General features: G+C 59.6%; 11 protein-coding genes and 1 pseudogene. 6 read left to right on the top strand and 6 right to left on the bottom strand.

What is annotated here, in order from left to right:
* Positions 1-149 precede the first annotated feature (149 nt).
* The 4 genes and pseudogenes from BLL42_RS02955 to BLL42_RS02940 all read left to right on the top strand — a co-directional run bounded on the left by BLL42_RS02955 (position 150) and on the right by BLL42_RS02940 (position 4906).
* Positions 150-623, top strand: a complete 474-nt coding sequence (locus tag BLL42_RS02955; protein ID WP_071555687.1) for a MarR family winged helix-turn-helix transcriptional regulator — start codon at positions 150-152, stop codon at positions 621-623.
* Positions 620-2094 (top strand): annotated as a pseudogene (locus tag BLL42_RS02950) (efflux transporter outer membrane subunit). Before BLL42_RS02955 ends, BLL42_RS02950 begins: the two are co-directional and overlap by 4 nt.
* A 15-nt stretch (positions 2095-2109) precedes the next feature.
* Positions 2110-3312, top strand: coding sequence for an HlyD family secretion protein (locus tag BLL42_RS02945; RefSeq protein WP_071550715.1), 1203 nt, complete (start codon positions 2110-2112; stop codon positions 3310-3312).
* Positions 3313-3376: 64 nt separating this feature from the next.
* The gene (locus BLL42_RS02940; RefSeq protein ID WP_071550714.1) at positions 3377-4906 is read left to right on the top strand and encodes a DHA2 family efflux MFS transporter permease subunit; all 1530 of its coding nucleotides are present in this window, start codon (positions 3377-3379) and stop codon (positions 4904-4906) included.
* Between the two features lie 98 nt (positions 4907-5004).
* Here the strand turns inward: BLL42_RS02940 and lpxH are convergent, their stop codons facing one another.
* Positions 5005-5733, bottom strand: a complete 729-nt coding sequence (lpxH, locus tag BLL42_RS02935; protein WP_071550713.1) for a UDP-2,3-diacylglucosamine diphosphatase — start codon at positions 5731-5733, stop codon at positions 5005-5007.
* Complete coding sequence (locus BLL42_RS02930; RefSeq protein ID WP_071550712.1) at positions 5730-6233, bottom strand: peptidylprolyl isomerase; 504 nt, start codon at positions 6231-6233, stop codon at positions 5730-5732. The genes lpxH and BLL42_RS02930 overlap by 4 nt, the downstream gene beginning before the upstream one ends.
* Before the next feature lie 251 nt (positions 6234-6484).
* Between BLL42_RS02930 and BLL42_RS02925 the strand changes: the two genes are divergently transcribed.
* Complete coding sequence (locus BLL42_RS02925) at positions 6485-8182, top strand: glutamine--tRNA ligase/YqeY domain fusion protein (RefSeq protein WP_071550711.1); 1698 nt, start codon at positions 6485-6487, stop codon at positions 8180-8182.
* Between the two features lie 20 nt (positions 8183-8202).
* Positions 8203-9585: a cysteine--tRNA ligase gene (gene cysS, locus BLL42_RS02920; RefSeq protein WP_071550710.1), complete on the top strand. Its 1383-nt coding sequence runs from the start codon at positions 8203-8205 to the stop codon at positions 9583-9585.
* Between the two features lie 81 nt (positions 9586-9666).
* Here the strand turns inward: cysS and BLL42_RS02915 are convergent, their stop codons facing one another.
* The 4 genes from BLL42_RS02915 to nuoM all read right to left on the bottom strand — a co-directional run bounded on the left by BLL42_RS02915 (position 9667) and on the right by nuoM (position 13684).
* Complete coding sequence (locus BLL42_RS02915) at positions 9667-10044, bottom strand: type II toxin-antitoxin system VapC family toxin (protein ID WP_071550709.1); 378 nt, start codon at positions 10042-10044, stop codon at positions 9667-9669.
* Positions 10041-10505 (bottom strand): type II toxin-antitoxin system Phd/YefM family antitoxin, encoded by a 465-nt coding sequence (locus tag BLL42_RS30385; protein WP_236721958.1) that lies wholly within the window; start codon positions 10503-10505, stop codon positions 10041-10043. Before BLL42_RS30385 ends, BLL42_RS02915 begins: the two co-directional genes overlap by 4 nt.
* Positions 10506-10680: 175 nt before the next feature.
* Complete coding sequence (nuoN, locus tag BLL42_RS02905; RefSeq protein WP_071550708.1) at positions 10681-12144, bottom strand: NADH-quinone oxidoreductase subunit NuoN; 1464 nt, start codon at positions 12142-12144, stop codon at positions 10681-10683.
* Positions 12145-12151: 7 nt separating this feature from the next.
* On the bottom strand, positions 12152-13684 hold the full coding sequence (nuoM, locus tag BLL42_RS02900; protein ID WP_071550707.1) for an NADH-quinone oxidoreductase subunit M: 1533 nt from the start codon (positions 13682-13684) through the stop codon (positions 12152-12154).
* Positions 13685-13721: the final 37 nt, after the last annotated feature.

The raw sequence follows: 13721 nt of genomic DNA, 5'->3' as shown, positions 1-13721 counted from the left end.
GAGCTGCCGAAGGCTGCGATCTTTTTGCTTTCGGGCCCCGCGATTTACCACCCAATTACAAAGCCTCCTAACTATTACGTTGACATTCGCTGCCTAGGCAGTAATATCTGGACATACTTTCCCTGCCTAGGCAGCTAATGGGTGGTCAGATGAAACATTTCAAGCCGTTCGATTTTCACAATTGCCACCTCGGGCTTCTGCTGGGTCGCGCCGCCTTGCTCAAGGACCGGATCCTCGACACGCACATGGAACCCCACGGCATCACCGCCGCGCAGTTCAAGGTGCTGATCATCATGGCCCAGTTCGGCGTCGATACCCCGGCCGAACTGTGCCGTCACCTGTCGCTGGACAGCGGCTCCATGACCCGCATGCTCGATCGTCTGGAGCAGAAAGGTTTTCTCGCCCGCCAACGCTCCGAGGGCGACCGCCGTCAGGTGCAGCTGGTGCTGACCGAGGAAGGCCAGACGCTGGCCGATCGTCTGCCGCACATCGGTGCCGAGGCGATGAACGAACTGGCAGGCGCCATCACGCCAGAAGAGTTGAAAACCCTGGAACAGATCCTGAAGAAAATTTTGCTGGCAGCCGGTGATCCCATCACCTTGTTGCGGGTAGGTGACAAATGAGCGGTAAACCCTTGCGTACTCGCCTCAGCTTGGTGCTGTTGGCCATGAGTCTGGCCGGTTGCGCCAGCTACAGCGGCCTGAACACCCAAGGCGTTAGCCTCGATGCGAAAACCCTCAAGGCCGGACAATCCCTCAGCGGTGTCACCCTGTCGCCTGCGGCGTGGCCAAAAAGCGACTGGTGGAAAAGCCTCGGCGACCCACAGCTCGACGGCCTGATCCGCGAAGCCCTGCACGACAGCCCGGACATGCAAATCGCCGACGCCCGTGCCCACCAGGCCAGCGCTGCCGCTTATGCCGCCGATGCCGCGCGGATGCCGACCCTTGATGCCAGTGCCAGCGTCAGTCGCTCGCGGTTGGCCCGTGACAAGGACCCGACCGGAGAGGGGGCAACTACGCCACGGTGCGTAGTATCGGCGCCAGCTTCAATTACACCTTCGACCTCTGGGGCGGTCAGCGTGCCACTTGGGAAGCCGCGCTGGGCCAGGCCCGCGCTGCCGAAGTCGATCAGCAAGCCGCACAGCTGACCTTGTCGGCCGACGTCGCCCGCGCCTACAGCAACCTTGGGCAGGCCCATATCGTTTATGACCTGGCTAACGACGACCTCAAACGCACCCGGCAAATGCTCGATCTGAGCCAGCGTCGGCTGAGCTCCGGCATCGACAGCCAATACCAGTACCAGCAGACCGAGAGCCTGGAAGCCAGCTCTGAAGCGACGTTGATCGACGCTGAAAAGATCTTGCAGAGCGCGAAAATCGCCCTGGCCGTGCTGCTCGGTAAAGGCCCGGATCGTGGCAACGACATTGCCCGGCCGAAAGTCCTTCAGGCCAGCGCCGTGGCGTTGCCGTCGACACTGCCAGCCGAGTTGCTCGGTCGTCGTCCGGACCTGATCGCCGCGCGTTGGCGGGTCGAGGCGGCGAGCAAGAGCATCGATGCCGGTAAAACAAAGTTCTATCCGAACCTCAACCTGAGCGCAGCCGCCGGTACCGAGTCGTTGTTGGGTGACGCGCTGTTTGGCTCGGCGAGCCGCTTCCTCAATATTATGCCAACCGTGTCGTTGCCGATCTTCGATGGTGGCCGCTTGCGCGCCAACCTTGATGCACGGGACGCGGACTACGACCTCGCCGTCGCGCAGTACAACAAAACGCTGGTGAAAGCGTTGGGGGATGTCAGCGACACGATTTCCCAGTTGCGTGACATCGGTCGGCAGATCGGTGCGCAGCAACACGCCACCGACATTGCCCAGGACTCATACAACACGGTGGTCCAGCGTTACGGTTCCGGCATCGGTAACTACCTGGACGTGCTCAGCATCGAGCAGCAATTGCTCCAGGCCCAGCGTCAGTTGGCGAACCTGAATGCCGAGCAGATCGATCTGTCGATTCAACTGATGCAGGCACTGGGCGGCGGATTTCAAGCCGACACCCTGGCCGCGGCCACTCCAACCCCAGCGCCTGCCACGCTGAATCAATAATTCAAGGTACTTGTCATGGCCACTGTCGAAACCAACCCAACCCCTGAAGATGCCCAAGACACGGGCAATCCAGGCAAACGCAAATTCATGCTGCTGGTGCTGACGATCCTGGTGATTGTTGGCGGCCTCGCTGTTTGGGGCTGGCACGAGCTCTACGGACGCTGGAACGAAAATACCGACGATGCCTACGTCAACGGCAACGTGGTGGAAATCACGCCTCTGGTCACCGGCACGGTTGTCAGCATCGGTGCCGACGACGGCGATCTGGTTCATGAAGGTCAGGTGCTGATCAACTTCGACCCGAACGACGCGCAAGTCGCTCTGCAAAATGCCCAGGCCAATCTGGCCCGCACGGTGCGCCAGGTGCGCGGCCTGTACAGCAACGTTGACGGCATGAAAGCCCAGGTCAATGCACAGAAAGCTGAAGTGCAGAAGGCTCAGGATAACTTTAATCGCCGGAAGAATCTGGCGGCGGGCGGGGCGATTTCCCAGGAAGAACTGTCCCACGCACGGGATGACCTGACCTCGGCGCAAAACGCCCTGGCCAACGCTCAGCAGCAACTCGCCACCACCAGCGCGCTGGTCGACGACACCGTGGTTTCGTCTCATCCAGACGTCCAGGCCGCCGCTGCACAAGTGCGTCAGGCTTACCTGAACAACGCCCGCAGCACACTGATCGCACCGGTCACCGGTTACGTCGCCAAGCGCACCGTACAGCTGGGTCAACGGGTTCAGCCGGGGACTGCGCTGATGGCGGTTATCCCATTGGATCAACTGTGGATCGACGCCAACTTCAAGGAAACCCAACTGCGTGACATGCGCATCGGTCAGCCGGTGGAGATCGAAGCCGACCTCTACGGCAGCGAAGTGAAATACAGCGGCACTATCGACAGCCTTGGCGCCGGGACCGGCAGCGCGTTTGCCTTGCTGCCGGCGCAAAACGCGACGGGTAACTGGATCAAGATTGTTCAGCGGGTGCCGGTACGGATTCACATCAATGCCGAACAATTGGCCGAGCACCCATTGCGGGTTGGCCTGTCGACGATGGTCAACGTCAACCTGCGCGACCAGAGTGGCCCGGTATTGGCGCAACAGCCGCCGCAAAAGGCCTCGTTCAGCACCAACGTCTACGACCGTCAGTTGGCTGACGCCGACGCGATGATCACTCGCCTGATCCACGACAACAGTTCAGTGGCGAGCAAAACGGCTCAACGCTGATTCGCCAATCCGTCAGCTGCGGCCATAACGGTCGCAGCGACTGCCTCGTTTCAAAGGATTCGCGATGAGCAATAACGCGTCTTTCAAGCCGCCCAGCCTGGTGCTCAGCACCATTGGTCTGTCGCTGGCGACTTTCATGCAGGTACTCGATACCACCATCGCCAACGTGGCCTTGCCGACCATTTCCGGCAACCTGGGCGTGAGTTCGGAGCAGGGTACCTGGGTCATCACTTCGTTTGCCGTGAGTAACGCCATCGCGCTGCCGTTGACCGGTTGGCTGAGCCGGCGCTTTGGTGAGGTGAAGCTGTTTCTGTGGGCGACCATTCTGTTCGTGCTGGCGTCGTTTCTCTGCGGCATCTCGACGTCGATGCCCGAGCTGGTCGGCTTCCGGATACTGCAAGGATTGGTGGCAGGGCCGTTGTACCCGATGACCCAGACGCTGTTGATCGCGGTCTATCCGCCGGCGAAACGGGGGATGGCCCTGGCATTGTTGGCGATGGTCACGGTGGTCGCGCCGATTGCCGGTCCCATACTCGGTGGCTGGATTACCGACAGTTATAGCTGGCCGTGGATCTTCTTTATCAACGTGCCGATTGGCGTGTTCGCGGTGATGGTGGTCAAGCAACAGCTCAAGGAGCGTCCGGTGGTGATCAGTCGCCAGCCGATGGACTACATTGGCCTGTTGACCTTGATCATTGGTGTCGGCGCGCTGCAGATCATCCTCGACAAGGGCAATGACCTGGACTGGTTCGAGTCGAACTTCATCATTATCGGTGCGGTTATTTCAGCGATTGCGCTGGCGGTGTTCGTGATCTGGGAGATGACCGACAAGCACCCGGTGGTGAATCTGCGGCTGTTCGCGTATCGCAACTTCCGGATCGGCACCCTCGTGTTGGTCTTTGGTTACGCCGGGTTCTTTGGCATCAACCTGATTCTGCCGCAGTGGCTGCAAACCCAAATGGGCTACACCGCGACCTGGGCCGGGCTGGCGGTGGCGCCGATCGGTATTCTGCCGGTGCTGATGTCGCCCTTTGTCGGCAAGTACGCGCACAGGTTCGACCTGCGACTGCTGGCCGGGCTGGCATTCCTGGCGATTGGCTTGAGCTGCTTCATGCGCGCCGGCTTCACCAATGAAGTGGACTTCCAGCACGTGGCACTGGTGCAACTGTTCATGGGCATTGGTGTGGCGCTGTTCTTCATGCCGACCCTGAGCATTTTGATGTCGGACCTGCCACCGCATCAGATCGCCGATGGTGCGGGCCTGGCGACGTTCCTGCGGACCTTGGGTGGCAGCTTCGCGGCCTCACTGACCACCTGGATCTGGATCCGTCGCGCCGATCAGCATCACGCCTACCTGAGCGAAAGCCTCAGCACCTTCGATCCGGTAACCCGGGATACGCTGAATACGCTGGGCGGGGCGGGCAATCCTGCTTATGCACAACTCGATCACCTGCTGACCAGTCAGGCGTACATGCTCTCCACCGTGGATTACTTCACGCTGTTGGGCTGGGGTTTTATGGGGTTGATTTTGCTGGTATGGCTAGCCAAGCCGCCGTTTGCGGCGAAGGCTGGGCCGGAGGCGAGCGGACATTGATTTAGCGGCGGCCGCTAAAAGATCGCAGCCTTCGGCAGCGCCTACGGGTGTATGACGTACCTATGTAGGAGCTGCCGAAGGCTGCGATCTTTTGATTTTTACGTTGCTACGAAATCGAATGGGGCCAACGCAAACCCTTGCTCATCCACCTGCAACGCCCAGCCCTGGCGATCCCAGTCCCCCAGCACAATGCGCTTGGCGGCTTGCTCGCCAATCTGCAGTTTGTGGATGGCAGGGCGGTGGGTGTGGCCGTGGATCAGGGTTTTCACGCCGTATTGCTGCATGATCCGCGGGATTTCCTCGGGGGTCACGTCGACGATGTCATTGGCTTTCATACGGGTTTGCGCGCGGCTTTCGCTGCGTAGCTTGCGCGCCAGTGTGTGGCGGGTGCGCAGCGGCAGATGGTGCAGGATGAAGAGCGTGATGGGGTTGCGCAGGTAACGGCGCAGTTTCATGTAGCTTTCGTCGCGGGTGCACAGGCTGTCGCCATGCATCAACAGCACCGGCTCACCTGCGAGCTGCACGACACTCGGGTCTTTGAGCAGGGTGCAGCCGGCTGCTTTGCAGAAGGCCTTGCCGAGCAGGAAATCGCGATTACCGTGCATCAGGAATATGGCCGTGCCGCTGTCGCTAAGTTCGCGCAGGGCCTGGCAGATGGAGCGTTGGAAGGGGGTCATGGCGTCATCGCCAATCCACACCTCGAAAAAGTCGCCGAGAATGTACAACGCTTGTGCCGAGCGGGCGCGGGTGGCGAGCAAATCCAGAAACGCCCGGGTAATGTCCGGGCGCTCCTCTTCCAGATGTAAATCTGAAATCAGCAGTATCACTCAATGATCTCGGCTTTCTCGATGATCACGTCGTCTGCGGGTACGTCCTGGTGGCCGGACTTGGAAGTGGTACTCACGCCCTTGATCTTGTCGACGACTTCAGTGCCGGCAACAACTTTGGCGAATACTGCGTAGCCCCAGCCCTGAGTGGTCTTGGCGCTGTGGTTCAGGAAGCTGTTGTCAGCCACGTTGATGAAGAACTGGGCGGAAGCCGAATGCGGCTCCATGGTGCGCGCCATAGCCACGGTGTACTTCTCGTTCGGCAGGCCGTTGTCAGCTTCGTTCTGGATGCTTGGGCGCTTGTCTTTCTTTTCTTTCATGCCTGGCTCAAAACCGCCGCCCTGGATCATGAAGTTACCGATCACACGGTGGAAAACGGTGTTTTCGTAGTGGCCGGCCTTGACGTATTCGATGAAGTTGGCAACGGTCAACGGTGCCTTTTCAGCGTTCAGTTCCAGGACGATGTCGCCATGGTTGGTGGTCAGTTTGACTTGGGTCATGATCGGTACTCTTTCTATGAGTTCGTGGGTTTCGGGGCATTACGGCCCCCAACCGGTCCGGCCAGTGTCGGCCAAGGTGCGCAGTTTAGCGCGACAGGCGTGAATTTCGAGGCTGTTTTTCATTTGTAGCCGATTAAATGCAGCCGTTTGCAGGCCTGCTCTGTCAGCGGCTTGACAGCATCGGCTATGATAGCGGCTTTGTTTTGTCAGGCCTTTAGTTCCGGCCACGCACTTGTACGTTCAAGGATCCTATGAGCAAGCCCACTGTCGACCCTACCTCGAATTCCAAGACCGGCCCTGCCGTGCCGGTCAACTTCCTGCGCCCGATCATCCAGGCGGACCTGGACTCGGGTAAGCACACGCAGATCGTCACCCGTTTCCCGCCTGAGCCCAACGGCTACCTGCACATCGGTCACGCCAAGTCGATCTGTGTGAACTTCGGCCTGGCCCAGGAGTTCGGTGGCGTGACGCACCTGCGTTTCGACGACACCAACCCGGCCAAGGAAGACCAGGAATACATCGACGCCATCGAAAGCGACGTCAAATGGCTGGGCTTCGGGTGGTCCGGTGAAGTGCGCTATGCCTCGCAGTATTTCGACCAGTTGCACGACTGGGCCGTCGAGCTGATCAAGGCCGGCAAGGCTTACGTCGATGACCTGAGCCCGGAGCAAGCCAAGGAATACCGTGGCAGCCTGACCGAGCCGGGCAAGAACAGCCCGTTCCGTGACCGCTCCGTGGAAGAAAACCTCGACTGGTTCGCCCGCATGAAGGCTGGCGAATTCCAGGACGGCGCACGCGTGCTGCGGGCCAAGATCGACATGGCCTCGCCGAACATGAACCTGCGCGACCCGATCATGTATCGCATCCGTCACGCTCACCACCACCAGACCGGTGACAAGTGGTGCATCTACCCGAACTACGACTTCACCCACGGTCAGTCGGATGCTATAGAAGGCATCACGCACTCGATCTGCACCCTGGAGTTCGAAAGCCATCGTCCGCTGTACGAGTGGTTCCTGGAGCATTTGCCAGTGCCGGCGCAACCGCGTCAGTACGAGTTCAGCCGTCTGAACCTGAACTACACCATCACCAGCAAGCGCAAGCTCAAGCAGCTGGTCGATGAAAAGCACGTCAATGGCTGGGACGACCCGCGCATGTCGACGCTGTCGGGTTTCCGTCGTCGTGGCTACACGCCGAAATCGATCCGCAACTTCTGCGAAATGGTCGGCACCAACCGTTCCGACGGCGTGGTCGACTTCGGCATGCTCGAATTCAGCATCCGTGACGACCTCGACCACAGCGCCCCTCGCGCCATGTGCGTGCTGCGTCCGCTGAAAGTCGTGATCACCAACTACCCGGAAGGCCAGGTCGAGAACCTCGAACTGCCCTGCCACCCGAAAGAAGACATGGGCGTGCGGGTTCTGCCATTCGCCCGTGAGATCTACATCGACCGTGAAGACTTCATGGAAGAGCCGCCAAAGGGCTACAAGCGCCTGGAGCCAACTGGCGAAGTGCGTCTGCGTGGCAGCTACGTGATCCGTGCCGACGAAGCGATCAAGGACGCCGATGGCAACATCGTCGAACTGCGTTGCTCCTATGACCCGCAAACCCTGGGCAAGAACCCTGAAGGCCGCAAGGTCAAAGGTGTGATTCACTGGGTGCCGGCGGCTGCCAGTGTCGAGTGTGAAGTGCGTCTGTACGATCGCCTGTTCCGTTCGCCGAACCCGGAGAAGGCTGAAGACAGCGCCGGTTTCCTGGACAACATCAACCCTGATTCGCTGCAGGTGCTCACCGGTTGTCGTGCCGAGCCTTCGCTGGGCAATGCACAGCCGGAAGACCGTTTCCAGTTCGAGCGCGAAGGCTACTTCTGCGCAGACATCAAGGACTCGAAACCCGGTCACCCGGTATTCAACCGCACCGTGACCCTGCGTGACTCGTGGGGCCAGTGATTTAGAGCCAAGGAACAATCGTGCTTACGATCTACAACACGCTCACCAAGAGCAAAGAAGTCTTCAAGCCGCTGGATGGCAACAAGGTGCGCATGTATGTCTGCGGGATGACCGTGTATGACTACTGCCACCTGGGCCACGGCCGCAGCATGGTTGCGTTCGACCTGGTGACCCGCTGGTTGCGGTTCAGCGGTTATGACCTGACCTACGTGCGCAACATCACCGACATCGACGACAAGATCATCAATCGCGCCCGTGAAAACGGCGAGTCGTTCGAAGCGTTGACCGAGCGCATGATCGCAGCGATGCACGAAGACGAGTCGCGGCTGAACATCCTCAAGCCGGACATGGAACCGCGCGCCACTGGCCACATCGCCGGCATGCACGCGATGATCCAGACCCTGATCGACAAGGGCTACGCCTACGCGCCGGGTAACGGCGACGTGTACTACCGCGTCGCCAAGTTCATGGGCTACGGCAAGCTGTCGCGCAAGAAGATCGAAGACCTGCGCATTGGCGCCCGCATCGAAGTCGACGAGTCGAAACAGGACCCGCTGGACTTCGTGCTGTGGAAAGCCGCCAAGCCGGGTGAGCCGAGCTGGGAATCGCCGTGGGGGGCCGGGCGTCCGGGCTGGCATATCGAGTGCTCGGTGATGTCGACCTGCTGCCTCGGTGAGACCTTCGATATTCATGGCGGCGGCAGCGACCTTGAGTTCCCGCACCACGAAAACGAAATCGCCCAGAGCGAAGCGGCCACCGGCAAGACCTACGCCAACGCGTGGATGCATTGCGGGATGATTCGCATCAATGGCGAGAAGATGTCCAAGTCCTTGAACAACTTCTTCACCATTCGCGACGTGCTCGACAAATACCACCCGGAAGTTGTGCGTTACCTGCTGGTGTCGAGCCACTACCGCAGCGCGATCAACTACTCGGAAGACAACCTCAAGGACGCCAAAGGCGCTCTGGAGCGTTTCTACCACGCGTTGAAAGGCCTGCCGACGGTTCTGGCCGCCGGTGGCGAAGCGTTTGTCGAGCGCTTCACCCAGGTGATGAACGACGACTTCGGTACGCCGGAAGCGTGCGCGGTGTTGTTCGAGATGGTGCGCGAGATCAACCGTCTGCGTGAGAGTGATCTCGATGCGGCGGCCGGTCTGGCGGCGCGTTTGAAAGAACTGGCCAGTGTGCTCGGCGTGTTGCAGCTCCAAGCTGATGACTTCCTGCAAGCCGGCGCTGAAGGCCGGGTCGATGCGGCACAAGTCGATGCACTGATTCAGGCGCGCCTGACAGCCCGTGCCAACAAGGACTGGGCCGAGTCGGACCGCATCCGCGACCAGCTCACCGCCATGGGCGTGGTGCTGGAAGACGGCAAGGGCGGCACGACGTGGCGTCTGGCTGACTGATCGCTTGCTTGAGCTAAAAACAAAACCCGCCTTGTGCGGGTTTTTGTTTGATGGAAGTAATCTTTGTCGAGATAGAACGGGTTAAACCAAAATAGCGAGTGATGTGTATTTGGCGACTAAAGGGTCGGCGGTGAGCAGCTTCATTGGTTCTGTGATTGCAGTTGCAACAATAAGACGGTCGAACGGATCGCGATGGTGATGTTCGAGGTCTTTCACCGCAATGGCGTGTTCTGAAGTGACGGGCAACTCTATGAAACCGCTTTCGAGGCAGTATTCTCGAATCTCTTCCAAATCAACGCTTAGCTTTCCTAGCCCAACCTTGATCGCCATCTCCCAGAAAGTAGCTGCGCTGATGTAAATGTCGGCAGCGCTCTCAATGAGTTTTCTGGCTCTGTCGGATAGCTTTGGGTCATCACTGAGAGTCCAAAGCAGAATATGCGTATCGAGTAAAACCCTCATCCGTGAGTCCCTTCGAATGCGTCCAGCATTTCGTCCGGTAGCGGCGCATCAAAGTCTTCAGGCAAGGTCAGTTTGCCTTTCATCGCTCCGATGCGCCGTCCGGAGGGTTTTCCCACGGGAACAAGGCGGGCAAGGGCCCGGCCATGTTTAGCAATCGTGATGATCTGTCCGGAAGCAGCGTCATCGACCAGTTTGGACAAATTGTTTTTTGCTTCGCCTAACGGAACGATGATCATGATGTCCCTCCAATATTCTGGACAAATATAGCCAGAATTTTTTGGGTAGGCAAAGGTGAGGGGACAATAGGCCAAGTTTTCATGTGCCGAGTTAGCGTTGAAAGATCTAGATGTTCTTGAGCTCGCTGGCGTCTCAGGAGCACCTTTTACCCGAGTGTTGCGTTGTCGCTCACTCGCCAGGAATTCAATATTTTCGACCAACCCTGAAAAAGTACCTCGTTTCATTGAGTGCTCCTGATAGCCCGTCACTCACCTTAGCGCTCAGTAGCATCAGCCGGATGTCAGCCGTTACCGGTCCCCTTGCAGGCACATTCCGAGAAAGGGGAGAGCAGTCCCCCAAACGCAAAAACGGCACCCGAAGGTGCCGTTTCTGTTTTTCTACTGCGTGTTGGCTAAGCGATCAACCGGCCAGGCCAGATTGCTGAACCAGTGCCAGCAGTGGTTGTGGGTACAGGCCGAGGAAGAACGCCAGCACTGCGATGGCCAGCAGCATCACGCCGCCTGCCTTTTGTTCCCAGTGCAGCTGAGCGTCGACGCGACGCAGGTTTGGCTCGATCAGGTACAGGGTGACCATGACGCGCAGGTAGTAGAAGACGCCGATGGCGCTGCCCAGTACCAGGGAGCCGACCAGCCACCATTGGTGAGATTCGACACCGGTGGCGATGATGTAGAACTTGCCGATGAAGCCTGCGGTCAACGGGATGCCGGCCAGCGACAACATCATCACGGTCAGTACGGCGGTCAGGTACGGACGACGCCAGAACAGGCCGCGGTACTCGTACAGCGCGTCAGCGTCACGACCTTTGTAAGGCGAGGACATCAGGGTGATCACGCCGAAAGCCCCGAGGCTGGTGATCACGTAGGTGACCAGGTACACGCCGATGGCTTCCATCGCCAGGCCCTTGCTCGCCACCAGGGCGATCAACAGGTAACCGAAGTGCGCGATGGACGAGTAACCCAGCAGGCGCTTGAGGTTGCTCTGGGTCAGTGCCAACAGGTTACCGAACAGGATCGAGGCAATCGCGATCACGGTCAGCACGGTGCTCAACACACCGCTGCTGGCCACTGGCGAGATCTGGAACAGACGCACCATGACCGCGAACACAGCCACTTTCGAGGCGGTGGCCAGGAACGCTGCAACCGGTGCCGGAGCACCTTCGTAGACGTCCGGCGTCCAGAGGTGGAACGGTACCAGCGACAGTTTGAACGCCAGACCGATCAGCATCATGCCCAGGCCCATTTGCGCCAGCGGGCTTGGCAGGCCGGTGGCCGCAAGGGCCTGACCGATGCCGCTGAAGCTCAGGGTGCCGGCTTCGGCGTAGAGCAGGGCCATACCGAACAACAGAAACGCCGAACCGGCTGCCGACAGCACCATGTACTTGATGCCGGCTTCCAGTGAGCGCTTGTTGAAGAAGGCATACGCCACCAGACCGTAGACCGGTACCGAGAGCAGTTCCAGACCGATGAACAAGCCGGCCAGGTGCTGCGCGCTGACCAGAACCAGACCACCGGCGGCGGCCATCAGGATCAGCAGGTACAGTTCTTCACGGTTGCCCGGGTAACCCGTACCGCCATCGCCGAGGTAGGCGTGGGCGAGGGTGACGCAAGCGAGGGTAGCGACCAGGATCAGCGCCATGTACAGGCAGGCAAAGCTGTCGATCTGCAGCAAGGGAGTCACGGCCAGAGGCGCGACTTTCAGGGCTGGCAGGATCGACAGCAAGGCCAGGTTCAGACCCGCTACCGACAGCAGGAAGGTCTGCGAGTGGTTGCGACGCCAGGCGATCGCCAGCATCACCACGATGATCGTGGCGCTGGTGATCAACAATGGCGCAAGCGCGATAAAGTGTTGAATCGTAAAGTCCATAGCGCTCTTACCGGGCCGAAGCGAGTTGAGTGAAGGCGGTACCGAACCATTGCTGCACGCCATGCATCGTCGCGGCAGAGGTATCGAGGAACGGTTGCGGGTAGACGCCGATGTAAATCAGCAGTGCTGCCAGTCCAACCACCATGATCAGTTCGCGAGTATCCATGCCGTGCAGCACGGCGTCCGATTTGGACGGGCCGAAGTAGGCACGGTGAATCATGATCAGCGAGTAGACCGAACCGAACACCAGGCCTGCGGTCGCGATCACGGTGACCCATGGCGCGCTGGCGAAGGTGCCGATCAGGATCAGGAACTCACCGACGAAGTTACCGGTCACCGGCAAGCCCAGCGAGGCCGCGGCGAAGAACAGGCTGACGGCTGGCAGGTAGGCGATCTTCGACCACAGGCCACCCATTTCACGCATGTCGCGAGTGTGAGTGCGCTCGTAGAGCTGGCCACACAGGATAAAGAGTGCCGCTGCCGACAGGCCGTGCGCGAGCATCTGGATCACTGCGCCTTGCAGAGCCAACTGGCTGCCGGAGTAGATGCCGATCAACACGAAGCCCATGTGCGAAACGCTGGAGTATGCAACCAGACGCTTGATGTCGGTCTGGGCAAAGGCCAGGAACGCACCGTAGAAGATCCCGACCAGGCCCAGGGCCATGGCGAACGGCGCGAACTCGGCCGACGCATTCGGGAACAACGGCAGGGCGAAACGCAGCAGACCGTACGCAGCGGTCTTCAGCAGAATACCGGCCAGGTCAACCGAACCCGCAGTGGGTGCCTGTGCGTGAGCATCCGGCAGCCAGGAGTGGAACGGCACCACCGGCAGCTTCACCGCGAAGGCGATGAAGAAGCCGAGCATCAGGATGTACTCGGTGGTCAGCGACATCTTGGTTTTCAACAGGTCGGCGTAGTTGAAAGTAATCACGCCCGTGCTGTTGAAGTTGACCAGTACCAGACCCAGGATCGCCACCAACATGATCAGGCCGCTGGCCTGAGTGAAGATGAAGAACTTGGTCGCCGCGTAGATCCGGGTTTTCTTGCCGTCCGAAGAACTGTGACCCCAGAGCGCGATGAGGAAGTACATCGGCACCAGCATCATTTCCCAGAAGAAGAAGAACATGAACAGGTCGAGGGCGAGGAACACGCCGACAACACCGCCCAGGATCCACATCAGGTTCAGGTGGAAGAAGCCAACGTGGCGCTGGATCTCTTTCCACGAGCAGAGTACCGAGAGGACACCCAGCAGACCGGTCAGCATGATCATCAACAGCGACAGGCCGTCGAGGGCCAGGTGCACGTTGATGCCGAAACGCTCGATCCAGACATGCTTGAATTCAAGCGCCCAGGTCGGATCGGCGCCAGGCGCCGGTGCAAATGAATAGTTACCGTGGGCCCACAGCCAGAGGCCGAGAGCGAGTTCCAGGGTCATGGTCAACAGCGCAATCCAGCGGGGGAGGGTAGCGCCGAAGCGCTCACCCATCCAGCACAGCAGGCCGCCGATGAAGGGGATCAGGATTAGCCAAGGCAGAATCATGACGGGCTCGTTTCCTTTCGCAAGTTCGCAAGGTTCA

The sequence above is a fragment of the Pseudomonas frederiksbergensis genome, assembly GCF_001874645.1.
In the GTDB taxonomy this organism is placed as follows: domain Bacteria; phylum Pseudomonadota; class Gammaproteobacteria; order Pseudomonadales; family Pseudomonadaceae; genus Aquipseudomonas; species Aquipseudomonas frederiksbergensis_B.
Note: the sequence above shows the minus strand (reverse complement) of the source record. Positions and strands in the feature narration are given on the sequence as shown.